The 23,935-nt window shown below is 61.8% G+C and carries 20 protein-coding genes and 1 pseudogene; 10 read left to right on the forward strand and 11 right to left on the reverse strand.

What is annotated here, in order from left to right:
- Nucleotides 1–30: 30 nt before the first annotated feature.
- Entirely contained in the window at nucleotides 31–1,203 is a 1,173-nt protein-coding gene (locus tag NKJ78_RS24000; protein ID WP_352459275.1) for a glycosyltransferase, read from the reverse strand.
- Nucleotides 1,204–1,497: 294 nt separating this feature from the next.
- Here NKJ78_RS24000 and NKJ78_RS24005 point away from each other — a divergent pair.
- A pseudogene (locus tag NKJ78_RS24005) lies at nucleotides 1,498–2,547 on the forward strand (polysaccharide pyruvyl transferase family protein); the annotation flags it as partial.
- A gap of 225 nt (nucleotides 2,548–2,772) precedes the next feature.
- Here NKJ78_RS24005 and NKJ78_RS24010 read toward each other — a convergent pair.
- The 9 genes from NKJ78_RS24010 to NKJ78_RS24050 all read right to left on the reverse strand — a co-directional run bounded on the left by NKJ78_RS24010 (nucleotide 2,773) and on the right by NKJ78_RS24050 (nucleotide 13,420).
- Nucleotides 2,773–4,236, reverse strand: coding sequence for a lipopolysaccharide biosynthesis protein (locus NKJ78_RS24010; protein ID WP_023684224.1), 1,464 nt, complete (start codon nucleotides 4,234–4,236; stop codon nucleotides 2,773–2,775).
- Entirely contained in the window at nucleotides 4,233–5,402 is a 1,170-nt protein-coding gene (locus NKJ78_RS24015) for a glycosyltransferase (RefSeq protein WP_023736209.1), read from the reverse strand. Before NKJ78_RS24015 ends, NKJ78_RS24010 begins: the two co-directional genes overlap by 4 nt.
- 221 nt (nucleotides 5,403–5,623) lie before the next feature.
- Nucleotides 5,624–6,865 carry a glycosyltransferase gene (locus tag NKJ78_RS24020; protein ID WP_352459276.1) on the reverse strand — a complete coding sequence of 414 codons (1,242 nt, stop codon included), beginning with the start codon at nucleotides 6,863–6,865 and terminating at the stop codon, nucleotides 5,624–5,626.
- A gap of 223 nt (nucleotides 6,866–7,088) precedes the next feature.
- A complete protein-coding gene (locus tag NKJ78_RS24025) occupies nucleotides 7,089–8,168 on the reverse strand; it encodes a glycosyltransferase (RefSeq protein WP_023668804.1) in 1,080 nt (359 codons plus the stop codon).
- 31 nt (nucleotides 8,169–8,199) lie between these two features.
- Entirely contained in the window at nucleotides 8,200–9,531 is a 1,332-nt protein-coding gene (locus tag NKJ78_RS24030) for a UDP-glucose dehydrogenase family protein (RefSeq protein ID WP_352562652.1), read from the reverse strand.
- Between the two features lie 55 nt (nucleotides 9,532–9,586).
- Nucleotides 9,587–10,486 carry an endo-1,3-1,4-beta-glycanase ExoK gene (exoK, locus tag NKJ78_RS24035; protein WP_023668806.1) on the reverse strand — a complete coding sequence of 300 codons (900 nt, stop codon included), beginning with the start codon at nucleotides 10,484–10,486 and terminating at the stop codon, nucleotides 9,587–9,589.
- A 121-nt stretch (nucleotides 10,487–10,607) separates the two neighbouring features.
- Nucleotides 10,608–10,916 (reverse strand): hypothetical protein, encoded by a 309-nt coding sequence (locus tag NKJ78_RS24040; protein WP_488500351.1) that lies wholly within the window; start codon nucleotides 10,914–10,916, stop codon nucleotides 10,608–10,610.
- A gap of 214 nt (nucleotides 10,917–11,130) precedes the next feature.
- The gene (locus NKJ78_RS24045; protein ID WP_023703574.1) at nucleotides 11,131–12,153 is read right to left on the reverse strand and encodes a glycosyltransferase family 2 protein; all 1,023 of its coding nucleotides are present in this window, start codon (nucleotides 12,151–12,153) and stop codon (nucleotides 11,131–11,133) included.
- Between the two features lie 142 nt (nucleotides 12,154–12,295).
- Nucleotides 12,296–13,420 (reverse strand): nucleotidyltransferase family protein, encoded by a 1,125-nt coding sequence (locus NKJ78_RS24050; protein ID WP_023703575.1) that lies wholly within the window; start codon nucleotides 13,418–13,420, stop codon nucleotides 12,296–12,298.
- Between the two features lie 485 nt (nucleotides 13,421–13,905).
- On the opposite strand from NKJ78_RS24050, the gene NKJ78_RS24055 reads away from it, so the two are divergent.
- From NKJ78_RS24055 to NKJ78_RS24080, 6 genes are all read left to right on the forward strand, one after another.
- The gene (locus NKJ78_RS24055) at nucleotides 13,906–14,058 is read left to right on the forward strand and encodes a lasso RiPP family leader peptide-containing protein (RefSeq protein WP_023684233.1); all 153 of its coding nucleotides are present in this window, start codon (nucleotides 13,906–13,908) and stop codon (nucleotides 14,056–14,058) included.
- A gap of 162 nt (nucleotides 14,059–14,220) precedes the next feature.
- On the forward strand, nucleotides 14,221–14,490 hold the full coding sequence (locus NKJ78_RS24060) for a PqqD family protein (protein WP_245261370.1): 270 nt from the start codon (nucleotides 14,221–14,223) through the stop codon (nucleotides 14,488–14,490).
- 25 nt (nucleotides 14,491–14,515) lie between these two features.
- A complete protein-coding gene (locus tag NKJ78_RS24065; protein ID WP_245263585.1) occupies nucleotides 14,516–14,890 on the forward strand; it encodes a lasso peptide biosynthesis B2 protein in 375 nt (124 codons plus the stop codon).
- A gap of 3 nt (nucleotides 14,891–14,893) precedes the next feature.
- Nucleotides 14,894–16,810 (forward strand): lasso peptide isopeptide bond-forming cyclase, encoded by a 1,917-nt coding sequence (locus NKJ78_RS24070; RefSeq protein WP_352459277.1) that lies wholly within the window; start codon nucleotides 14,894–14,896, stop codon nucleotides 16,808–16,810.
- On the forward strand, nucleotides 16,810–17,778 hold the full coding sequence (locus NKJ78_RS24075) for a phosphoenolpyruvate carboxykinase (ATP) (RefSeq protein ID WP_352459278.1): 969 nt from the start codon (nucleotides 16,810–16,812) through the stop codon (nucleotides 17,776–17,778). The genes NKJ78_RS24070 and NKJ78_RS24075 overlap by 1 nt, the downstream gene beginning before the upstream one ends.
- Before the next feature lie 5 nt (nucleotides 17,779–17,783).
- Complete coding sequence (locus NKJ78_RS24080; RefSeq protein ID WP_023738087.1) at nucleotides 17,784–19,619, forward strand: ABC transporter ATP-binding protein; 1,836 nt, start codon at nucleotides 17,784–17,786, stop codon at nucleotides 19,617–19,619.
- Nucleotides 19,620–19,666: 47 nt separating this feature from the next.
- Here the strand turns inward: NKJ78_RS24080 and NKJ78_RS24085 are convergent, their stop codons facing one another.
- A complete protein-coding gene (locus NKJ78_RS24085) occupies nucleotides 19,667–19,939 on the reverse strand; it encodes an exopolysaccharide production repressor protein (protein ID WP_352562653.1) in 273 nt (90 codons plus the stop codon).
- Between the two features lie 607 nt (nucleotides 19,940–20,546).
- Between NKJ78_RS24085 and NKJ78_RS24090 the strand changes: the two genes are divergently transcribed.
- The 3 genes from NKJ78_RS24090 to NKJ78_RS24100 all read left to right on the forward strand — a co-directional run bounded on the left by NKJ78_RS24090 (nucleotide 20,547) and on the right by NKJ78_RS24100 (nucleotide 23,935).
- Complete coding sequence (locus NKJ78_RS24090) at nucleotides 20,547–21,224, forward strand: sugar transferase (RefSeq protein WP_023668816.1); 678 nt, start codon at nucleotides 20,547–20,549, stop codon at nucleotides 21,222–21,224.
- 218 nt (nucleotides 21,225–21,442) lie between these two features.
- A complete protein-coding gene (locus tag NKJ78_RS24095) occupies nucleotides 21,443–22,666 on the forward strand; it encodes a polysaccharide biosynthesis/export family protein (RefSeq protein ID WP_352459313.1) in 1,224 nt (407 codons plus the stop codon).
- A gap of 177 nt (nucleotides 22,667–22,843) precedes the next feature.
- Nucleotides 22,844–23,935: an acyltransferase family protein gene (locus NKJ78_RS24100; RefSeq protein ID WP_023738085.1), complete on the forward strand. Its 1,092-nt coding sequence runs from the start codon at nucleotides 22,844–22,846 to the stop codon at nucleotides 23,933–23,935.

The raw sequence follows: 23,935 nt of genomic DNA on the forward strand, positions 1-23,935 counted from the left end.
ATGAACTGCACTTTTGTCATTGGTCATCCTTCAGGCCAGTGCCTCGGTGGCGAACGAACCAGGGGCAACCGCAAGGCCGCGCAGCCTGTCGACAAAGGCGCGGCAGTCGCTGCGGTCGTAACTCCAGGTTCGTGGGTTGCGGGCCAGCACACGCGCCTTGGCCTTGCCGAAGTGCTCCTGGTCCATGCGGCCGAGCGCGGTTTCCAGGATTTCGGGCGTGGCATCGGAAAGCAGGACGCCAACGTCCTGCTGGTCGAGAAAGCGCCCGGTCTCGGTATTGCCCATCGAGATCGGTACGGCGCCGAAGCGGCAGCCCTCATAGAGGCGGTTGGGCAGCAGCCATTCCGAATTCTGCCCTTCCTCGAAGAAATCGATCGCCCAGGAAAAATGCACTTCGCCGTAGATCGCGGCCATGTCTTCCGGGTTGCGGTAGGGGCCACGAAAGGAGAGATAGGGTTCGGCCTCGACAAAAGCGTGGAAATCCGGGAATTCCGAGAGTGCCGGACGGCCCCGGAGGACGACCTCGAAGCGCCCGCCCTGACGGCGCGTGAAGTCGGCCAGCAGCTCCAGCGAGCGGCGGCAGCGCAGCGCGCCGAACCAGCCGATGCGCCACGGGGGTGCTGCAGGGTTTTCGGCCGTTGACCTGTCATCCAAGGTGATCGGCGCGGTTTCGAAGTATTTGTTTTCGACCAGTTCCACCGGTGCGGCGACCTGCCCGAACGGCTTGAAATAATTGGCGATGAAGGCCGGTGAACTCGTCACCAGAAGCTTCACGTCGCGGGCGAGATAACGCTCCGCTGTGCGCAGCGCCTTGCCCAGCATGTCATTGCGCAGCACCAGGCGATGGATGTCGAGGCATTCGTAGACGATCGGCACGCCGCCGCGAAAGGCGGCCTTGGCGCGCCTGGCCAGCGCCAGCATTTCCAGATTGCGCGCGATGATGAGGTCGGGCTTCGGCATCGCCGCAAGCTTTGAGCCTATCGACAGCGCCGCCTTGGCGACCGCCGCCAGACGCTGGCCGAATCGGCCGTCACGCGTCGCGCCGAGGTCGACCGGCTGCAGCCCCTCGACGTCGGGAACAGCATTTGTGGTCCGACGGAAGCCGGCCAACGTGACCCGCGCGCCGCCTGCCTTGAGCATTATGATCCGCCGGCGCACCGCCGGGTCGGAAACATCGTGCACAAGGTACAAGACATGCAGCATGAAAACTCGACCGCTGTTGGCCCACCCACGGGAATGCTAACCCAGCTTTTGCTGCATCGCAACATTTTTGGTGCGCCGTAGCATAAGTGCACGTTTTTTGTTGCACTGCAAAATTGATGCGTTACCCTCCGTCGGGCTTGAGCGCCGCTCTGACTGGTCACCCAGCCCGATGCAGCGATGAATTGTGACGCGAGCCGCATCGGGATCGTCCTGGCGTTGGTGTTTTCGGTCACCATGCCCGTCCTAGGCACCGCAGGCCCCGCCGCGGAATCTGCTGACGAAATGAGGTATCCCATGAAGATCGTCGTTGAAAACACAGTCTGCCTGAATACCGGGGATGCGGCGATTCTGCTGGCGATCCGCCACATTCTCAAGACGATCGTGCAAGGCGACGTGCGGTTTGCCGTCTTCGACAGCCAGCCCGAGTTTGCGGAACGACTCTATCCGAAGACGGATTATCCCGACCTCGAATTTCATAAGCTGCTGTCGGAATCCCTGTTCCGATACAAGAATGGCAGCGGGCTGAGGGACCGGTTCAAGCCGATCTACAATCGGCTCGTTCTCCAGGCTCTGCGCTGGTTTGGCAGCAGCGCGCTAGGCAATTTTTTCAGCCATCGCGACCGGCGCGGTCTCGATATCTACGCCGACGCGGACATGGTGGTCACCACAGGGGGAACCTATCTCGTCGAGAACTACAATCTCGAACGACGCCTCAATCAGTTCAGGCTCGATGCCGTATTTGGCAAAGATCCGGTCTTCTTCACGCAATCCCTCGGTCCGTTCGACAAAAGTTACAACCGCCAGGAACTCGGCCCGATCTTTGACCGCAGTCCGCTCATTCTGTTGCGCGACGAACGGTCGCGGACCCATATCCGGGACTTGGTGAAGGATCTCGGCAAGTGCCACGTGGTGGCCGATGCCGTATTCGCCTTGGCCGATACCGACAGGATCGGCAAGCGTCTCGCTTCCAGCCAGCCGCCGGCGTCGACGGGCCGCGTCGCTATTTCGGTCCGCCACTGGAACTACGTCAGCGACGGTGAGGGCGGCATGCGCCGCTATCTGGATTCGATCCGCGAGATCGCCACAATTCTTGTCAGGGACCTTGGCAAGGAGGTGACCTTCGTCTCCACGTGTCAGGGCGTGCCGGAATATGCCCATGACGATTCCAAGACCGCACAGGCCATCGTTGCCGAGCTCGATCCTGAGATCGCCAGCCACGTGACAGTGGACGCTTCGTTCCACACGCCGGACCAGTTGATGGGGCTGGTGAAGGGCTTCGACTTCGTCGTCGCGACGCGCATGCATATGATGATCATGTCGCTTTGCGTCGGCACGCCGGTGCTGCCGATCGCCTACGAGTTCAAAACCAAGGAAGTGGCCAAGCGAATCGGTGTCGACGATGTGCTGCTCGACATCGACACCGTGACGCCCGAAGAGGCGCGCGAAAAGCTCGGCCGATTTGCGGGAAATCTCGACCGCTATCGCAAGACAAGCCTTCAGGCCGTGCTCGAAGAACATGCTTCGGCAATGTCGGCCACAAACCTGCTGGCGCCGCTGATCGCCGGCCGCTCAGCGGATATTGCGCGCGGCGTTGGACAGGGTGGTGAACAAAGCGCGTCGCGACTGCGGGACGGCAAGCATGAAAACGAGACCGATGCCGTAGTTGAGGGCAAGCGCCAAAAAGACCGCGAGCAGGTCTGACTGGCCCGTTAGAGACGCCGGCAACCACAGGTACAGGAACCAGGCAAGCAGGGACGAGGCGATGAAAAGCCCCTGCATGAGCAGGAAGTCGGCGGCGGTCACCGGACCGACGCGATGGACCAGTAGCGCCAGCACGGGAACGCGCAGCACGTAACCGCTGATGGCATAGGCCGCGGCAACGCCGACGGCGCCCCAGTGCAGGCCAACGACGAAGGCAGCGACGGTCGTCAGCGACGAATAGATGCCCCAATGGAACATGGTCTTCGTCTTGCCCTGACAGATGAATATCCATCCCGTCGTGCTTGAAACGGACTGGACCAGGCTGGCGATGCCCAGCCAGGCAAAGATCGGTGCGACCGGTGCCCAGCCCGCGCCGAAGAGAAGTCCGACGATCTGATTGGAGGTCAGCGTCAGCGCCGCGATGCCCGGCATGGTAACGGCCGCCAGCATCCAGTTGGTGCGCACATAGATATCGCGAAAGCGGGCCTTGTCATCGTGGATGCGGCTGAGCAGCGGCACCATGACCCGTGTAAGCGGCTGGTTGATGTTCTGAAGCGGGAACAACAGGAGCTTGTAGGCGCGGTCGTAATAGCCGAGTTCGATCGCCCCGGAATATTTTCCGATGAGAATGTTGTCGAGATTGCGCGAGAAGAAGTTGGCGAGGTTGAAGCCGGTCAGGTTGGCGCCGAACGACAATATATCGGCATCGACCTTCAGGTCCGGCCGCAAAGGCGTCCAACGCGCCACCAGCCAGGCGGCAGCCAGGGCGATAGCTGCCGAAACCGCCGGGCCGATGACCAGCGACCAGTAGCCCAACCCCGCATAGGCCGCGATCGCGGCGGCCAGAAGTCCGGCGGCGGCGCTTATCACGTCGTTCAGTGCGAGCTGGCCGAACTGCAGGTGCCGGTTCATCAACGCCAGCGGCACTGCGGCGAGACTGCCGAGAAGCAGCGGCAGGGCGGAGCCAAGGGTGATGCCGGACATACGTTGATCGCCATAGAACGCGGCGATGGCAGGCGCCAGGCCGGCCACTACCACGGCACTACCCAGCCCGACGAGCGCGCTGATCCAGAACACCTGGTTGAGCTGCTGGTTGCTGATGTCCTTGCGCTGAACCACAGCCTGCTGCAGGCCCAGATTCTGAAGCAGCCCGACGAAGGCCACGATCGGCCCGACGGAAGCCACCAGACCGAAATCCTCGGGGACGAGCAGACGGGCCAGCACGATGACGGAGAGAAACTGGATCGCCATCTTGAAGCCCTGGGCGCCGATGGTTACCAGCCCGCCGCGCAGGGCGACACGACCGAACTGGGGGGGCGGATTGGCGTTCATGCAAGCGACCTCGTTTCGCCAAGCCGCATGGCGATTTCCACGAAATGTTGGTTCAGCAGATCGGAGTTGAACTCGGCCTCGATCTTCTTGCGCGCTGCGAGAGCGATCTCTTCACACGGCTTCGGATTCTCGGCGATCCAGGCAAGCTTTCCGGTCAGCGCCGCAACGTCCCGCTCAGCCACGAGAAAACCCGTCTTGTGATCATCGATCAGTTCAGGGATCCCGGAATGATACGTGCTGACCACCGTCAGGCCGGCGGCCATCGCTTCCATCAGGGAAACCGGAATGCCTTCCAGATCGCCATCGCGGGCGCCGACGCTGGGCAGCAGGAACACATGCGCATCGCGCAGACGCTGTTTGACTTCGCTGTGCGGCCGGGGCCCAAGAAAATTCACCCTGTCGGCAATGCCGAGCTCTGCGGCGATCCCCTTCAGCTGCTCGAGAAGTTCTCCGCCGCCGATCACCGAGTAGATCCAGTCTCGCCGCGGCAGGCCAGCAAGCGCGCGAAGCGCATATTCGATGCCCTTCTTTTCAGTCAGGCGGCAGACCGAGATGAAGGAGAGCGTAGCCTGCTCCCATGAACGCCACCGATAGTCGATGTCACTCGGCCGCACCCCCATATGGTGAACCACAACCTGCTCCGGCGATGCACCGACCTCAATCAAGGCATCGCGGAAAAACGCATTCACCGGCAGTTGAAGAACGCCCTTTTCGAACACAATCTTGTAGCGCGCGAGCGTATTGTCATGCAGCGGTTCGCCGACATCACGGCCGTGAAATATCGTCACCAGGGGAGCGGAAATCCTCCCGCGCTTGATCGCGCGGGCCACGCGCATGCCGTTGTTGCCGAAATGGGCAACGATGACGTCGGCGCCCTGCAGTTTTCGCGCATGAGCAATGTCGATGGCGGTCGAGAGCTTGTCCCAGAACCTGCCGGACCACTTCCTGAGCAGCGGGCGATAGCGACCCAGGCCACCCCACCAGCATACGACCTTTCCTGGCAACGCCTGCCAGCGCGGATCATCGATGTTGCTGTCCCTGCCGAAGGACGTCTCGTTGCAGACGACGCCGACTTCCATGCCGCGCTCAAGGCATCCGGCTATCTGGTCGAGAACAAAGGTTTCGGACAATGAGGGAAACTTGTCGACTACAAAGCAGATCTTCATCGGCAGGATGCGCTCGTCCGGGGAGCCGGTGTCCCTTTGACAAAAGCCGGGCCGAAGACAGGGTGGCGGAAGCACAAGACATGCAGCATGGAACTCTACCGCTGTTGGCCCACCCGCAGGAACGTTAGTACAGGTCTTGCTGCACTGCAACATTTTTGGTGCAGTGTAGCAAGATTTCCCTCAGCTTGGCGTGCCTGCCGATCAAACGCAGAGGAGCAGTGTCAGCCGGCAGATGAAGGATCCGCCAAGCCCTCGGAAACGCCGACATGACCGGTGGGTGCATGCGCAGGGCTCGATGTGGCCAGTTGGGTAACGATCTGCGCAAAACGTTCATTCAGAACATCTGCGTTGAAGTCCTCCTCGACTTTGCGGCGTGCGGCAAGCGCGATACGCTCGCATTCGGTCGGGTGCTCCGCGGCCCAGGTAAGCTTGCCGGCAAGCGCTGAAATATCTCGCTCGGGCGCAAGCAACCCCGTCTCCCCATCCTTGATGAGCTCCGGGATTCCCGAATGATACGTGCTGACCGCAATCAATCCGGCGGCCATGGCCTCCATGAGCGCGACCGGAATGCCTTCCATATCCCCGTCGCTGGCAGTGATACTTGGCAGCAAAAAGAGATGCGCCATGCGAAGCCGTCTTTTCACCTCTGCGTGAGGGAGGCTGCCGAGGAATGTTACGTGACCAGCCAAGCCCAGCTCTACGGCCAGCTTCTCCAGATTCATCCGCAGAGGACCGTCGCCAACAATGTCGTAACGCCAGTCAAGCTGCGGCTGGGAGGCCTTGAGGGAGGCCAGGGCTCGCAAGGCGAACTCGACGCCTTTCTTTTCGACCAGGCGGCAAACCGTCGTCACGACCAGTTGGGTGCCTTCCCACGATTCCCAGCGATAGCCGATTTCGCGGGTGTCAATTCCCATATGGTGGACCGTCGTGCTCGCCTGGGACAGGCCGGCTTCCAGCAGCATCGTGCGGAAGTAATCGTTGACGGGCAGGTTCAGGGTCCCATGCTTGGTCAGCCCGGCATATTGTGTCGCGAGCACTGCCTGCCGCGCCGGGATCGCCACGTCCGCGCCGTGAAAGATGGTTATGATCGGTGGTTTGAGCACCTTCCATTTCTTCAGTGCGGCTGCTCTCTCGCCGTTCTGTCCGAAGTGGGCGACAATCACGTCGCAGCGGTTCAGGCGGCGTGCAAAGGCGATGTCGAGAACGGTCGAGGCCTTGTATCGCAGACGCGGCGGCAGACGCTGTACAAATTTGCTGATTACAGCGGCCCATCGCCACCAATGTCGGGTTCTGGCGAGCAGCGTCGCCATCGGCTCGCTTTGCCGGTCAATTCGGTGGTCACCTTGCATCTTTTCGCAGACCACTTCGACCTGAAAGCCCCGCGCCAGCAGCCCAGCCATCTGGTCCACGACGAAGGTTTCCGAAAGCAGAGGGAATTCGCCGACGACAAAGCCCACGCGCATGACCCGCCCATAAGGTTGGGGCTTGCTCGGACCAAGCGGTCCATATCGCACAAGCCCTAATGTAGACAGGCAGAATACACGTTGATTGCTGCAGCGCCACAAAATATTGCACTGCAGCAATTAAAAGTGATCCAGACGGGCGCACGACGCCTGGACCTGGCTAACGGGAACTTTGCGCTACCACGGTCGTGCAGCGTCTCAGCTGAACTGCAACACGACGCGCTTAGGCTGCGCGCTCCAAACCGACACGTCTTGCGCGGTCGAGAACGCCCATGAACGTTGCGAACTGGCTGTCGGGGTTCATTTGCCGCCGCTCCGAAAACTGACGTGCTGTCGCTGACAGCCGCTTGTACTCGGCCTCATCGCTCCACAGCCGCCTGATCGTTGCGACCCAGTCGGCGAGCGGGGCGTCGTAGTCCAGTACCACGCCGCCGGCGCCGATCGCTTCCGGCAGACCGCCGCGCCGCGAGCCGACCACGGGAATGCCACTACAATGCGCTTCCGAGGCCACCCGGCCCCAGGCTTCTTCCCATTTGCTGGGCGCAAGCAGGATTTTCGTGCGGCCGTAGACCGTCTTCATGTCGCTGGTGCGGCTTTCCAGCTTGACGTTCTGGAGGGGAGAGATTGTTGCTTCGATCCGGGCTCGATGATCGTCGTCGAGCTTCCAGCTTTCGACGAACAGGAACGGGATCTCGGGACAGGCGGCGGCAATGCGCACCGCAAGATCGAAGCCTTTTTCCTCATATGGATTGATGAGCGTGACAAATTCACCGGTCGTCGGTGTGCTGTAGAACGCGGGATTGATGGTCGGCGGAATAACCGTCGAATCGATATCGAATTTTGCCTTATAAGCGCGCGCGGTGAACTCGGAGTTGGCGATATAGACCGCCGAATGGAGCTCACGCAGATCGCCGGCCAATTCGTCGAATTCGACATTCCTCAGATAGACGGTCAGCGGCACGCCAAGCCTCTGCAGCTCTCTGCCGATCGGCACCGAATTGTGGCACTGCACGACCGCGACATCCGGCCTCAACTTTTTGACGGCGAAGTCGGCCGCTTCCCAGGGGAACCACGCCCGTACAACCGGATAGCCCGGGAAATTGTCGATGACCGCGCGCTGACGAAGGAGCTTCATCTTGGCGCGCGCCCTGAAGCCGAACATGCCGTCGCCGAACAGGGCTGCCAGAACGGATGCCTCGTGACCGTTTTCGCGCAATTGCTCGACCAGGTGGTGGGTGCTCGACTGGACGCCCCCGCTGAATTGCGGCGTGTAGCCGGTGCCGCCTGCAAACAGAACTTTCATGAACCTGGCTCCGCGTTGTGCCGCCCTGCCTTCACGCCGCCATCCTGCCGATCGAGAAATACTCGATGCCGTGACGGGCGATGACCTTGGGATCATAGAGGTTGCGGCCATCGAAGATGACCGGCGTGGTCAGGGCATCCTTCACCGCGTCGAAGGACGGGGCGCGGAAACTCTTCCACTCGGTGGCGATCAGCAACGCGTCGGCGCCGCGCAACGCCGCCTCCTTGGTGCCGCACAAAAGCAGATCGTCGCGCAGGCCGTAGATGGCCTGGCATTCCTGCATCGCCTCGGGATCGTAGGCCTGCACATTGGCGCCGGCCTGCCACAGCGCCTCCATCAGGACGCGCGCCGGCGCCTCGCGCATGTCGTCGGTGTTGGGCTTGAAGGCGAGGCCCCAGAGCGCGAAGGTCTTGCCCTTGAGACTGCCCTTGAAATAACGGTGCACCTTGTCGAACAGCACCGACTTCTGGGCATTGTTGCGCTCCTCCACGGCGCGCAGCAGCTTGGCGTCGAACTTGACACCTTCGGCGGTCTTGATCAGCGCGCGGACATCCTTGGGGAAGCACGAACCGCCATAGCCGAGGCCGGGATAGATGAAGTGGTAGCCGATGCGCGGATCCGAGCCGATGCCCTTGCGTACCTCCTCGATGTCGGCGCCGAGCTGCTCGGCCAGATTGGCCATTTCGTTCATGAAGGAGATCTTGGTCGCCAGCATGCAGTTGGCGGCGTACTTCGTGAATTCGGCGCTGCGCACGTCCATCACGATCATCTTCTCGTGGTTGCGGTTGAACGGCGCGTAGAGCTCGCGCATCACCGCCTCGGTGCCCTCGCTGTTGGTGCCGACAATGATGCGGTCAGGCTTCATGCAGTCGGCGACGGCGGAACCCTCCTTGAGGAACTCAGGATTGGAAGCGACGTCGAAAGCCAGGTCCTGGCGCCCGCGCGCCTTCAGCGTCGCGGCGATTTTGGCCTTCACCTTTTCGCAGGTGCCGACCGGCACGGTCGACTTGCCGACGACGATCTTGGGACCGTCCATCTCGCGGCCGATGGTCTCGGCCACCGCCAGCACATATTTGAGGTCGGCCGAACCATCTTCGCCGGGTGGCGTGCCGACCGCAATCATCTGGATCTCGCCATGCGTGACGCCGGCGGCGGCATCGGTGGTGAACTTGATGCGGCCGGCGGCGTGGTTCTCCTTGACCAGGGCCTCCAGTCCCGGTTCGAAAATCGGCACCAGGCCCTGGTTGAGCCGCTCGACCTTCTTTTCATCGACATCGACGCACACCACCTGGTGCCCGACCTCCGCCAGCACCGCGGCCTGCACGAGACCGACGTAGCCAATTCCAAAGACCGTCAAATTCATTCGGGTTAATTCCTGTTCACGCCCTTTGGCCTTATATAGCCGGGCCGGTTCAGATCTACTTTATGCTGCTTACACTGCATGCCAGCGATTCCGGAAACTGGCACGGCTGGCCGAGCGCGGTGAAGGCGACGCGCTGCACCTGCATCGTCACCTGGCGGCCGGGGTCCGAAAAGGCGCCCATCCAGTTTTTCAGCGTGTCGCTGCCCCAGAGGCTGAAGAATATCTTCTGCGAGTGGGTCGGCAATTGCTCGGGATTGGTCACTTCCTGGACCAGCTTGCCGTTGACGTACCAGCGCAGCCGGTCCTTTTCCCAGATAAAGGCATAGTCGTTGAAGCCCTTGTCGGCGCCGCCTTCGACCTCGGCCAGCTTCTCGTTCTTGGGCTTGCCGGCGATGTAGCTGTTGACCTGCACCTTGGATGTATCCTTGGTCAGCACCTCGAAGTCGATCTCATACCAGGGCTGTTTGTCGGCAGGGCCGATATAGGTGAAGAAAGCGGCGTTGAGACCGGATCCGGTGTCGGTCTTCATCCGTGCTTCATAGGTCCCATAGCCGAAGCGCTGCTTGGTCTGGATCTCGGCGCAGGCGAACTCGCGGTCCTTCAGTTTGCGCTTTTCGAAGCCGAGCGTCAGCATGTTGTCGGAAAATTTTACCAGGCTTTTCGACCAGGTGCAGTTCTGGTGATTGCCGTTCGACCAACCGTCGGAGACATACCAGCGCGAACGATCGAAACTCTTGAAATCGTCGACGAAGGACGGTGCGCTTTGCATCTCCGGGGAGGCGTCCTGGGCGCGGGAGGGGTGGGCGGCGCCGAGCAGAGCTGCGGCTGCCGCCAACAGAAGCGCACCAACGGATAGAAGACGCGTTGGGTTTACAAGACGCATTGGCCGATTTGGCCGCGTCGAAATCATGGCATCGATTGCCGCCATGGGCGTCGTCTTCGGATCTGCGTTCATATCAATTCACCTTTGTGCTGTTCCGCCCCAACCCAAAGTCACCGATTGGCCCACATTGCTAAAGGGCCGATCCCGATCCTCCGTCCCCGAACTTTCTCTTCTGTGTCTCGTGTGACCGTGTTCAGCCGAAGCGACCTGCGGGTTTGACATATTCCCCGTGCGAATCAGAACTCTGGCCATCCTCGCCGACGATCGCGTCGAGTGAATGACGCAGTTCCTTCATCCGGCTCGTCTGGCGCACCAGCTCGGCGATGCGCTGTTCGCAGTTCAGGATGGACTTCGTCAGCTCGCCGACTTCCGACAGCTTGCGTGCCGACGCCGAGCCGTTCTCCATCGACTCGACCAGGAAGGCCGCGTTGGTGGACTTCGACCGGTAGCGGGCCTCCAACCCGGTCTTCTCGGCCGCAATCTCGGCCGTGATCTGATCCAACAGCTTTGCCAGACGGTCGAAACGCGCCAGATCGGTCTGCTTGTCGCGCGCTGGGTCCCTGGACCTGAAGCCGAAAATTGAAGCCATCCGGTTGGCCTTCCAAAATTGCTGCACCGCAACATACAGTGCCATCGTCGGGGCGTGTAGGCAACCTCCGAGTTTCAGAAAGGCAATTTTTTCAGCCTTGCGGCCGCCGTCCCGGACTTGGCGGAGCCTACTTTTGCGCCGCCGTGTTGGTAGCGGCCATGAGGAAGCGCAAGGGCGGCACCGGCTGCTGCCGCGGGGACAGACCGGCGTGGCGAAACAACGCATCGAGCTTGTCGGCGGCCACGCCGACAACGATGGGAATGAAGTTCGACTGGCTGGCCAGCGCATAGGCGGCGGCAGACGCCATGCCGCGCTCGGCCTTCACATCGAGGAAATTGCGCAGCCGGTATTTGTCACGCACATGCCGCTCGTGCTTGCGCAGCAGGGCCTTGGAGCCTTCCGGCAGGCTGTCGATCTCGAGCAGTGCCAGATCCGCATCGGCGAGGCGCTTCAGATCCTGTGTCTTGTGGCGCCCGCTCAACGAATCGGCGCGCACGATCGCGCCATAGCCGCAGGAACGGATGACCTTGAAGCGTGCGCCAAGGGCAAAGGCGCGAGCGTAGAGTTCGTAATCTTCGCCGAGACGCAGGTTCTCGTCGTAACGCAGCCCATGCCTGTCGAGGAAAGCTCTTGATATCACCGGCTTGAGAAAGCCGAGTTCGCCGCGCTGGACACGCCGTCTGGAGATGTTGCCCTCGATGAATCGCTCGAAGTCGAGGAATTCCGGGTCCGCCGAAAAGGACGGGGCGACGATCTTCGAGACATCGGTCGCCGTATCGTCACGGATCAGCATGATGTTGTCGGCGGCGAAATCCCAGTCGGCGCTGGCAAACAGCTGGCGAAACCGTCCCTGAAGGAAGAAATCGTCGGCGTCGAGAATGCTGATGAAAGGTGATTTCGACCCGGCAATGGCGGTATTGCGGGCGAAGGACGGGCCGCGATTGGCGTCGAGCCGGATGACCGAAAGCCGGCCGCTGCCATCGTCGGCAGCGCTGGCCACCTTTGCGGTGTCATCGGTGGAGGCGTCGTCGACGACGACGACTTCCGCCACCTCCGGCTCGCGCAGCGCCGAGGCGATGGCTGCGGGAATGGTCCGGGCCGCGTTGCGCGCCGCGATGATCACGCAGACCCGGGATTCTGTCATGGACATAGGGTGGCCTTTCGATTGCATAAAGTGTCGCGAGGCCCCTCGCCCTCCCGGCGCGCGGCGCCGGACCCCGATCCATCCCCCGATCCATCCCCAGCGGATCGGGACGGAACGTTATCTGCCTGCTGCATGACGACCCTCATCGTCACCGGCTTTCCCGCTCGAAAATCCGCCGGCTGAGGTCGGCTGACGCGGCCCAGCCGGCCTCGGTCAGATAGCGGACAGGTTCGCGGCCGCACAATTCCCACAAAACGGTGCGCCGTTGCGGCCATCTGAGCGACGACAGCCACGGCGCGATGACCATGTGGAACAGGTCTTCATTGCCGATGCGTGAGAGGATCCTGGTGGCCCGATCCGACAGCAGCGTGCCGGCGCCACCAAGCACCACATCGGCGGCGCGCAGGCCCAGCAGCAGGGTGTCAGCCAGCCCCTGCTCGGCCGCGTAGTCGAGCACAGTCTGCTGCTCGGCCTCGCTCAGCCGACCGGCAGCGGCCCGGACATCGCAGACATAGCCCGCGCACGGCTCGCGGTTGAACAGCGCCTTTGCGACACTGATGCAGGACAGAAGCAAAGTGTCGGAGGCCGAGATGAACGGCACGCTGGAGCCGGCGATCGCAAGCGCGCGCTTGCGGCGCAGGAACCCTTCCGTATCGCGCGGGCTGGGCGATCCCGGCTGCTGGAGCCGGTAATGGAGATCGACGGTGGACAATTTCCGACCTTGGCTGCGAACCATGTGCTGCTCGCCCAGAAAGCGCACCCACCAGACGGAGCGGGACTTGCCGGCGACCTCGTAGCCGATCGAGCGCAGCGCATCACGAGCTCTAAAGAAGCCGGCCGGCGACACCAATATGTCGACATCTCCGGACGGCTTCATGAAATGGTCGCCATAGAGCAGTTGCTGCTGGAGGGGGCCCTTCAGGAAGACGAAATCGATGCTGCTGCCGCGCAGCGCCTTGTCGATGGCCATCGAATCCATGATGCCGGACGAGTTCATCGCAATCGTGCGCCGGCGATAAGTGTCGAGCCACTCGAGCAATCCCGGCGGCGTCTCGCCCGCCGGTGGGCGCGACAGCGCCTTCAGCATGAAGGTGGCGACCTTGTTCAGCCTGGCGATATCGCAAACATCGGCAACGGAGATGGCCGGTGCAGGCGCGGCGCTGGGGCTCGCCCTGGAGGCGAAGAACAGCCGCAGGCAAGCCTGCACATAGGCCACTTCGTCGGCGCAGCCAGCGGCGCGCAACCTTTCGAAGGTCCCTTCCTGCAATGCCATATGCTGCAGCATCTCCGCAAAAAATTCGCCAGGCGCGTTATATTGCAACTGCGAAGCAAAGCATCGCCAAATTCATGCGCCGCGTCCAGTTTTTCCTTTGGCGCCAATTTTCCTGCAACCTGAACGTTTCGCAACACAGTCCTACAACGAGATGCAAGGCGCCGCCTGATCGGGGCTTGTGGCGGGTACGTCAGCAACAATTTTTGTGGGAATGCGCCAGCGCCCAAGTGAGGAGCATTCGAAGGAAACTTTAACGTAATTAAATCAGATACTTAGTTGACGGCCTCGGACACTCTGCTGAATTCTCCTGAGATGTGAAATGCAAAGCGCTTTGATCACCATTGAAGGGAGTCGCAACCGAGAATTGATTAACGGCTGGTAAATCAGGCTTGACTCATAAATGCTGCCATGCAGCTATTGCGGTGCAGCAATAGCTCGCTGCCGGCAATCGACAGGCCGCTTCCAGTCCACAAGTGGAGAGTAAATTGGAACAGAATGTTGAAAAGCATGAGTACGAAACCCCTAGCCTGACGGTCCACGGCTCGATCGAGACCATCACGCAAGGCGGTAGCGGTACTACGGCACTCGACGCCTCGTTTCCGGCACATACGCCGGTCGGCGAACTCACCTTCTCCTGAGTATTCTCTCGTTGGGGTGACAAAGTCCGGACTCTGCAAACAGAGCGCACTAAGGAGAGTCGGGGGTCAAACCCCGGCTCTCGCGTCTTTGTCCGGAATTGCCGAAGCGTTGGTTGTGAGCGAGGTTTAGGAATGGACTGGAACCCAACGGACCATGATCGGATGAGCGCGAGCAAGGATGCCGTGGCCTGCGAATTCGGCAACGGCCTGGCGCTGCTCGATATGAGGTCCAACATCTATTACAGCCTGAACGGCGTCGGCGCCTATATCTGGGAGCTGATCCAGGAGCCGCGGCCGATTTCCGAAATCCGCAGCGCCGTGCTGGATCGCTACAATGTCGATCCGGAACGCTGCAAGGCCGATGTCGATGGATTGTTGAAGGGCTTGGCGGACGCCGGGCTTGCGAGGCTCCATGATGAGGAACTTGTCTAGAGCTTTCTCACTGAGCGGGCCGGAGATGCTCTTTCTCGCCCACTGCCTTGCGGTGGTCGTGTCGGTGCGGCTGGGGCTGACGCTGCTTTCCTACAACAAAGTGCGCCGCATGGTGACCCGGCTCGACGCGCGCGAACCAGCCGACATCGGCGATCTCAGGCGTGTCGCCTGGGGCGTGGCTGCGGCTGCCCGCCTGGTGCCTGGCGCAAGCTGTCTGACCCAAGCGCTTTCCGGCCAATATTTGCTTGCCCGCCAGGGCAACGCCTCAAAAATCCGCATCGGCATCGAGCGCGATACCGGCACCGAGTTGAAGGCGCATGCCTGGCTGGTCAGCGGCGACCACATCGTGCTCGGCGGCTCGCTTGGCAGGTTTAACCATCTCGTCGACCACGGCCAGTGAGCGATGAGCGGCGTCGCCGGAATTCTGCTGAGGCAGGAAGGCAGGCAGGCCGCCGCGGCCGACATCCAGCGCATGCTTGCCCGCATGCAGCATCGCGCGCCTGACGGCAGTTCGTGGTGGATCGACGAGGGCGTCGTTCTTGGCCACGCCTGGCTCAACACCACCGATGAAGCCGGCCCCGGCCCGCTGACCATGGCCGGCGGCAAGCTCGCAATCACCGCGGATTGCCGGCTGGACAACCGCGACGAACTCTTGGCCAGGCTCGGCATCCGGGACAATTCGGTTGCCGACGCCGTGCTTGTGATGCGCGCCTATCTGCGCTGGGGCGAAGCCTGCCCCGAGCATCTGCAAGGCGACTTCGCCTTTGCCATCTGGGATGGCGAGCGCCGGCAGCTGTTTTGCGTGCGAGACCATTTCGGCGTCAAACCGTTCTACTATCATTCGAGCGACCGGCGCTTCGTCTTTGCCTCGGAGATTGGGCCGATCCTCGATGCCGGCGGCGTCGACATGCGCATCAGCGAACACCAGATTTCGGGATTCCTGGCCGGGCTGCCCGACGATCCGCAGTCGACAGCCTATGCCGATATCTTCCGCCTGCCGGCGCGCCACAGCCTGACGGTGACCGGGAACCAGGTGGTGCTGCGCCGCTACTGGCAGATCGAACCCTCGCCAAGACCGATGCGGGCGGACACGGCCGAGGAATTCCGGCATCTGTTCTCGCAATCGGTCCGCAACCGCATGCGCGGCACGCCTGCGGTCGGTGCTATGCTGAGCGGAGGCCTCGATTCCTCCTCGATCGCCTGCGTGGCGGGCCTGCAGAATGCCGCCCAGCAAAGATCGAGGCTGCCGACCTTCTCGCTGGTGTTCGAAAAGGGCTCGCCGATGGATGAGCGTCCGTTCATCGAGGCGGTGCTGGGCCAGCAGAAGGTCGACGGCACTTTGATTTCGGTCGGCAATTATGCCCCCTTCGCCGAATTCGACCGCATCCTGGAGGAGCAGGAAGAAACGTTTCTTGCGCCCGGCCTGTCGCTGACCCGCGACATCTACAGGACCGCCGGCGGCAAGGGCATGAAGGTTCTGCTCGACGGCCATGGAGGCGACGAGGTGGTTTCGCAGGGCCACGGCCATCTGCACGAACTCGCCTATGCCGGCAAATGGATGGAGCTGTGGCGCGAGCTGCGCAGCGCCTCCAACACCTATGGCGATGGCATGCTCGGCCTCTACTACCAGTTCCTTACCCTTTACGGGCCGGCCTGGCGCATCGCGAGAATCAAGCGGTTCGCGAACCGCGTGCTTGGCAAATTGCGGCGCCATCCCACTGGGCGGCCGGCGACGAGCTGGCGCGCCCTGATCAATCCGGACCTGGCGATGCGTACCGACCTCGTCGAACGGTTCCGCAGGGCCGGCTACATGTCGCCCGCGGTCAGCGCCAGCGAGACCTTGACCCATCGCTGGCTGCTGTCGAACGGCATGGTGCCGCACGCCTTCGAGGTACTCGACAAGGCGGCGGCGAATTTCGGCGTCGAGCCGCGCTACCCCTTCTGGGACAAGCCTCTGGTCGAGTTCTGCCTGGCACTGCCCGGCGCGGAAAAGCTGAACCAGGGCTTTGGCCGCTCGGTGCTGCGCCGTGCGATGGAAGGAATCCTGCCGCCGGCAGTGCAGTGGCGGCGCGACAAGATCGATTTCACCTCCAATTTGGTCAAAGGCATGCTCGGCAATCACCGCGATCTCCTGGACAAGGTGCTGGTGAAAGATGCGGCGCGGATCGCCCCTTACGTCAACCTGCCTGAGGTGACCGCCGCCTATGGCCGCATTTCCAGCCAACCCGAGGCCGCGACCTTGCCCGATGTCCAGTATGTATGGCGTTCGATTTCGCTATCGTTGTGGCTGCGGCAGGTGCAACAGCGCGGGAGCCACTGATGATGCCGGCCAACATGCCTCTTGCCGCTGATGACCGCCATGCAATTGCTGCTCGCGCACAGCACTTGTACAAAGCCTATGGGCTGACGATCGCTTCGCAGGTCGAACTGCCTGAGCTAGAGCCGAGCGAACCAGCTTGCGTCGATGTGCTGATCACGGTCGGCCCGATCGACCTGCCAAAACCCTCGCCCGAGACCGGAACCGCTTTCCGTTTCGAGCCGCGGCAGCAATATTTGGCATGGCAGACGGTCGGCGCCTTCCTGATCACCGATGCCTGCCGGATCGAGGTGGAGCCGGCGCCCGATGTCGACGATGCGCTGCTGGCGTTTCCGCTGCTCGGTCCGGTCATGGCACTGCTCCTGCACCAGCGCGGCCTGCTCATCCTGCACGCCAGCGCCATTGCGGTCGGCGGCAAGAGCGCTGTCTTCATGGGCGACAAGGGCGCCGGCAAATCGACGACGGCGAGCGCGATGATCCGTGCCGGGCATCGATTGCTGACCGACGATGTCGTGGCGCTCGATCTCACGGACCGGCCGATGATCGTTCCGGGTTTTCCGCAGTTGAAGCTCGCCGCCGATGCCGCCGCCGCGTTTCCCATCCGCCAGGCAGAAATACGCCCGCAGGTGCATGCGGCGATCGACAAGATGCAGCATCGCCTGCACGCCGGATTTGCGGCAGACGCGGTGCCGGCGACCCGGATCTATATCCTCGAGCGCGGCGATAAGGCAGCGATCACGCCGCTGCCAGGCATCGGCGCCCTGCCGGCCATCATCAAATTTTCCTATGTGACGCGTTTCGGCCGTCCAGCCCTGGTCGGCGATTTTGCCACGACACATCTTCGCCAATGCGCGGCCCTGGCCAGCCAGATCGGCGTCTGTCGCCTCGAAGTGCCCACCGGGCTCGACCGTATCGGCGAAGCCGTCGCCCTGATCGAAAACGATCTGGCGGCCGACAAAGGGCCGCGGTGACTGACATGTCCGCATCGCAGATCCTGCGCTTTTCGTTTTACCGCGATGTCGCCGGTTTCGGCGCCGCCATGGCCCGGATCGGCGGGCGCAGGACCTTCACGGCATTGCTGTTCCTGATCCTGGGAAGCCTGACCGAAGGCATCTCGATCCTGCTTCTGGTGCCGCTGCTGCATCTGGTCGGGCGACCCGAGCAGAATTTCGCGGTCAGGTTGCCTGACCGCGACTGGGTGCGCTGGCTGGCTCCGGACGGAACGCTGCAATTGACCACGGTGCTTTGCCTGCTGGTCGGGCTTGTCGCGCTGCAGGCAGCGTTCAACCGCTATAAATCCGTCTACATGGCGCGACTGCTGCTCGACTTCATCAATCGCCTGCGCATGAACCTGTTCGAGAGCATCGGCAAGGCGCGGTGGGGGATATTCGCGCGCATGCGCAGCTCCGATCTCGACCATGCGCTGACCGGCGATATCGACCGCGTGCAGTCGGCGGCGTTCTCGCTGCTGATGCTGGTGCAGATCGCCGTGCTTCTGGCGGGTTATCTCGTTGTCTCGCTGTTCATTTCGACAGTAATGACGGCGTTTGCCATTGTCGTCGGCATCGTCACCTTCCTGGCACTGCAGCCGTTTCGGGCACGAGCCAGCGCCTTCGGCCGGGTTTTGACCAGCAATCGCCAGGAGCAGTACCGAACGGTCTCGGAGTTCCTCGGCGGCATCAAGGTGGCCAAGAGCCTGAATGTCGAGGCGACCTATTACGCGCAGCTTCGCGCGACGCTGGAGAAGATGAAGGCCGACAACATCAACTATGTGCGCAACAGCACCATCGGCACCGCTCTGTTCCAGGTCGCCAGCGTCATTGGTCTGAGCCTGTTCATCTATGTCGCTTTGGTCCGCTTCAACCTCTCGCTGGCCGAGATCGTTGTCCTGCTTCTGGTGTTCATGCGCATCGCGCCGCGTTTCATGGACATGCAGATGCAGGCGCAGCAGGTGCTGATCAACCTGCCGGCCTATGCCTCGATGCGCGACATGCAGGCGCGTTTCGATGCCGAACGCGAGCCGGCAAACCTCGAATCGGATGCCAAGCTGTCGCTCGATGTCGGGCTCAACATCCGCAACGTCTCCTTTGCCTATGAGGCCGGCGGCAAGCCGGTGGTGAGCGATGTGACGTTTGGCCTTCCCGCCGGCAAGGTAACGGCGCTGATCGGTCCGTCAGGCTCGGGCAAGAGCACGCTTGCCGACATGCTGCTTGGCCTGCTCGAACCGAGCGAGGGCAAAATCCTGGCCGATGGCGTCGAGATCGGCGCGGCCAACCGCCGGCGCTGGCGCGACCAGGTGGCGTATGTGCCGCAAGACGTGTTCCTGCTGCACAATACGATCGCCGCCAATCTGCGCCTTGCCGCGCCGCAAGCCACTGACGCAGAGCTGTGGACTGCACTGCGCGCTGCGCATGGCGCCGACTTCGTCGAGCGGCTGGAGTTGCGGCTCGACACGGTGGTCGGCGACCGCGGCGTCCGGCTCTCGGGCGGCGAACGCCAGCGCATCGCGCTGGCGCGCGCGCTGCTGCGCAAACCTTCGCTGCTCATTCTCGACGAGGCGACCAGCGCGCTCGACTGGCAGAACCAATCCCTGATCGCCAAGTCGATCGACGGCTTGCGCGGATCGATGACGATCCTGACCATTGCGCACAGGCCATCGATGATCGCCTTCGCCGACTGGGTGGTTGCAGTCGAAAACGGACGAATCGTCGAAGTCGGGCAATATCAGAGGTTGAAAGCGAAGGCCGGCAGCCGCCTGTCGAAAATGCTTTCAGGCGAGCAATCGGAACCCGAGCCGGCCGAAGCAGGCTGAGTCCGGCTGCAAGATGATCCGAGGCCGACCTTGCGGCTTCAGACTACTCAATGCACGCTGCGCCTCGCCGAGAGCTTCTCGCCTTCAACCACCTTGTCGGCGCCGAGGCTTCTTTCGGCGTCGCGAGCCCTGTCGGCCGATGTCGGCGCGCTCCTGGCGATCATCACATACACCAGCAGGAAATAACCGATTTGGATGAGGACAGCGCAGCCGATGACGCGAAGCACCGTTGTGGTGACCGTCGCGCCGTCGACATAGGACCACGCGACCACGATCGCGAGGGCGAAAACCATTCCAATGACGAATTTTGGTAATGACATGTTCGGCGGCCCGTCAACCGGCCCGAGCATGCAAAAGCGATGACTTACCCACCCGAGTATCTCCCCATTCGCCATGCGAGCTTATTTAGTTGCTCTTTTTCGGCCGGTTGCTTCCGGCCTTCCCAACCCATCCAGACTCTATCAGGAATAATTTGCGACTCTATTAAGGCGCGAAACTGACGGCAAGGGCAACCTGCAATAATTTTCGGCTTGGCGGCGGCTTGGACTCCGCCATGCTGCGATGCACACGCAGGGGTGGTGACCTAACTCGTCATGCGCTTTATACTACAGTAGAATCTACAATGTTGATTAGTGTTTTACTTGATTAATTTAGCAAATCCAGTGATTCGAAAATCAGTTAAAGCCGTTCCCTCTGCGGCAAAGGACGATTTGCCCAAAACCCGCCGAAAAAAGGCATTACATTTCCTACGGTTGCTAATTATTCGTCACAAACCCGCCATAAAGGGCAAAATTTGGGCAAGGAGCGTTTATTATTTAGTCAATTCCTGACGTGACTATTTCAGCCATATGGGAAATTGTGTGTTGCGCTGCAGCATTTTTTTGGTATCGTGGCATAAACCATCCGTTCAACGTATGGAGCTTTTGCATGAGGGACGTTGCCAAGTCGGCCAATGCGGCATTTTCGCATGTCGGCGTAGATTTTCCGCCACCCATCGGCGGGCTGCTGAAGCGCAGTTTCGATATTTTCGGTTCACTTGTCGGCCTAGTGGCGCTTAGCCCGCTGTTCCTGATGGTGGCCCTTCTGGTCAAGCTTTCCGACGGCGGCTCGATCTTCTACGGCCACAAGCGCATCGGACGCGGTGGGCGGATTTTCCCCTGCCTCAAGTTCCGCACCATGGTCGAAGACGGCGAACGTGTGCTGGCCGCCTATCTCGCGGCCAATCCGGAAGCCAACGCCGAATGGATCGCGACCCGCAAGCTGAAGAACGATCCGCGCGTCACCCGCGTCGGCGCCGTTCTGCGCAAGCTCAGCCTCGACGAGCTGCCGCAGATCATCAACATCCTGCAGGGCGACATGAGCCTTGTCGGGCCTCGCCCGGTGGTGCGCGACGAGCTTGAGATCTACGGCAGCGCCGCGGTCTATTATTTGAAGTCGCGGCCGGGCCTGACCGGGCTCTGGCAGGTGAGCGGACGCAACGATGTCTCCTATGACAGTCGCGTCGCGTTCGACCGTCACTATGTCGAGAACTGGTCGCTGTTCGAAGACGTTCGCATCATCCTCAAGACCGTGCCTGCGGTGTGGATGTCGCGCGGTTCCTACTGACCGACCGCAACTGGTCAGCAATCGGGCCGGTACGGCCCGAAGCCAATCCGGTCCAAAGCTATTCGGCGATGGGCCGGTCTCGCATTGCAGCCATAGTATTCTGCCAGGTTCCGAAGGAGGCACTCGGCAGCAGGCCTATCGGGCGGATGGGGCCAAAACGGATCGGAAACGTTCAGTTGAAAACAGACATATCAGCGTATTTTCGCCTTGCCGGCCCGATGCGGCCGGCACGGCTCGTCGCCACGTGCCTCGCTCTGTCGCTCGCGGTTCCGGCCATGGCCGACGAGTACCGGCTCGGCTCGCAAGACAAGCTCAACATCCGCGTCGCCGAGTGGCAGACGGTGGAAGGCACGTTCCGTGACTGGTCGGCGGTAAACGGCGAATATTCGGTCGGTCCAGCCGGCAATTTGTCGGTGCCGTTCGTCGGCGAACTGCCGGCCGCCGGCAAGACCACGTCGGAGGTTGCGGCCGCGATCAGCGTCGCCCTGCAGCGCAAGCTTGCCTTGTCGGACAAGCCGGAAGCCTCGGTGGAAATGGTGCAGTTCCGGCCGTTCTACATCTCGGGCGAGATCCAGACGCCTGGCCAGTTTCCCTATGTGCCGGAGCTGACCGTGCTCAAGGCGATCAGCATCGCCGGCGGCATCCGGCGCAACGCCGATTTCGGCACCCAGCTCGGCAAGGACCTGATCACCGCCAAGGGCAATTTCGACATTTATGACGACCAGCGCGTGCGGTTGATCGTCAAGCGTGCCCGCATCGATGCCGATCTCGCCGGCAAGGAGAGTTTCGAGGCGCCTAAGGAAGTCGAGGGCGACCCGCGCCTGGCGACAATCGTCTCCGACGAAATGCAGATCCTGATCTCCGACCAGAAAGCGTTGAAGCTGAAGCTGCAGGCGCTTGACGATCTGAAAGGGGTCCTGCAGTCCGAAATCGAGGCGCTGCAGAAAAAGATCGTCAACCAGCAAAAACAGGTCGACCTGGCGCAGCAGCAGGCGGACAGTATCGGTCCGCTGGCGCAAAAGGGCCTGGTCGCCAACGCACGCCTGCTTTCCTCGCAACAGTCGGTCACCGATCTGCAGGGCAAGATCCTGGACTATGAGACGGCGATCCTCACCGCCAAGCAGTCAGTCAGCAAGGCGACGCAGGATGCCATCGATGCCCAGAACACGTTGAACTCGAGACTTGCCGCCGACCGGCAGCAGGTCGAAGCAGACCTCAACGAAGCCGCACTCAGGGTCAACATGCAACAGGGCCTGATGGCCCAGGCATCGGACTCTGCCACGACCGCCGCCATCACAAACAACAATGAAGAGCCGGCGCTCATCTATTCGCTGGTGCGCGTGACCGACGGCAAGACCAGCGAGATCGACGCCAAGGAAGATACGCCGGTGCTGCCGGGCGACGTCATCAAGGTGAAGCTGGCGCCGACGGCCAGCCAGTAACCTGTTTGTTTGGAGCAATTCCGGACGGAAAACCGTTTCCCACTTTTCCCGGAATTGCTCTAGCGCTCGGGCTCGCTCGGCGAGGCCCGCGCGATGGAGGCGGGAGGAACAAGTTCGGCTCGTTCGCGCCAGGGTGCGGGCGGGAACTTCCGTTTTCCGACCGCTTGAAGGCATTCCATGCAGCCCGCCGCACCGCGCCACGTCTACCTCAATCTCGATGCCATCCGCGGCGTCGCGGCGATCAGCGTCATGCTCTACCACTTCTCGCCGTTCCTGGCCGCCGGCAAGGTGCTGCCGTCGAGCTATCTGGCGGTCGACCTGTTCTTCCTGCTCAGCGGCTTCGTCATCGCGCATGCCTATGACCGCAAGATCGAAAACGGCATGGGCTTCGGCACGTTCCTGGCGATCCGCCTGATACGCCTCTACCCGCTCTACCTCGCCGGCACGCTGCTCGGTTTCTTCTATCTCATCGTCAAGAACCGGCTGATTCCGGCGGAATACATGCCGATCTCCGAGATCGGCACCATGCTGACGACCGGCATGTTCTTCATCCCGCTGGTCAGCGATGCCTATCACACGATCTTTCCGCTCAACCCCGCGTCGTGGTCGCTGTTCTTCGAGCTGATCGTCAACATCGCCTATGTCGCCGTCTTCTTCCTGCTGACGAAACGCGTGCTGAGCGTGCTCATCGCCGTCAGCCTGGTGCTGCTGGTGGTCGCCTCTATCATTGCCGGCACGCTCGACTTCGGCATGACCGGCTCGACCATCATCAGCGGCCTGCCGCGCGTCTGTTTCTCGTTCTTCCTGGGCGTGCTGCTTTGCCGGTCCATGACACGCTATCAAAGCGGGCTCGGCTTCCTGCGGCGCGGCTGGTGGGTCGAGGGTGCGATCGCGCTGACGCTCATCGTCTTTGCCATCGCGCCGGCCGGCGGCGCGCGCGTCGCCTACGATCTCGCCTGCGTCGTCCTGGTCTTCCCGGCGCTGGTGGTGGTCGGCACTATTGCGCCGACGGCGCCGCGCCTGTCAGGCCTCTATGGCTGGCTGGGGCGGATTTCCTACCCGATCTACATCATCCACACGCCGCTGCTGATGATCATCGCCGGGGCGGGCAAGGCCGCAGCGATCGACCCGTTCGCGCATCATCCCTGGTTCGGCATCGTCATGGCGGTTTCCGTCATCGTCATCGCTGACATCGCCACGCGCCTCTATGACGAGCCGTTGCGCCGCTTCCTGCAGCGGCTGATGCTGCGCAAGCGCGCCGTCGCCTGA

Source organism: Mesorhizobium sp. M0037, assembly GCF_040323635.1.
In the GTDB taxonomy this organism is placed as follows: domain Bacteria; phylum Pseudomonadota; class Alphaproteobacteria; order Rhizobiales; family Rhizobiaceae; genus Mesorhizobium.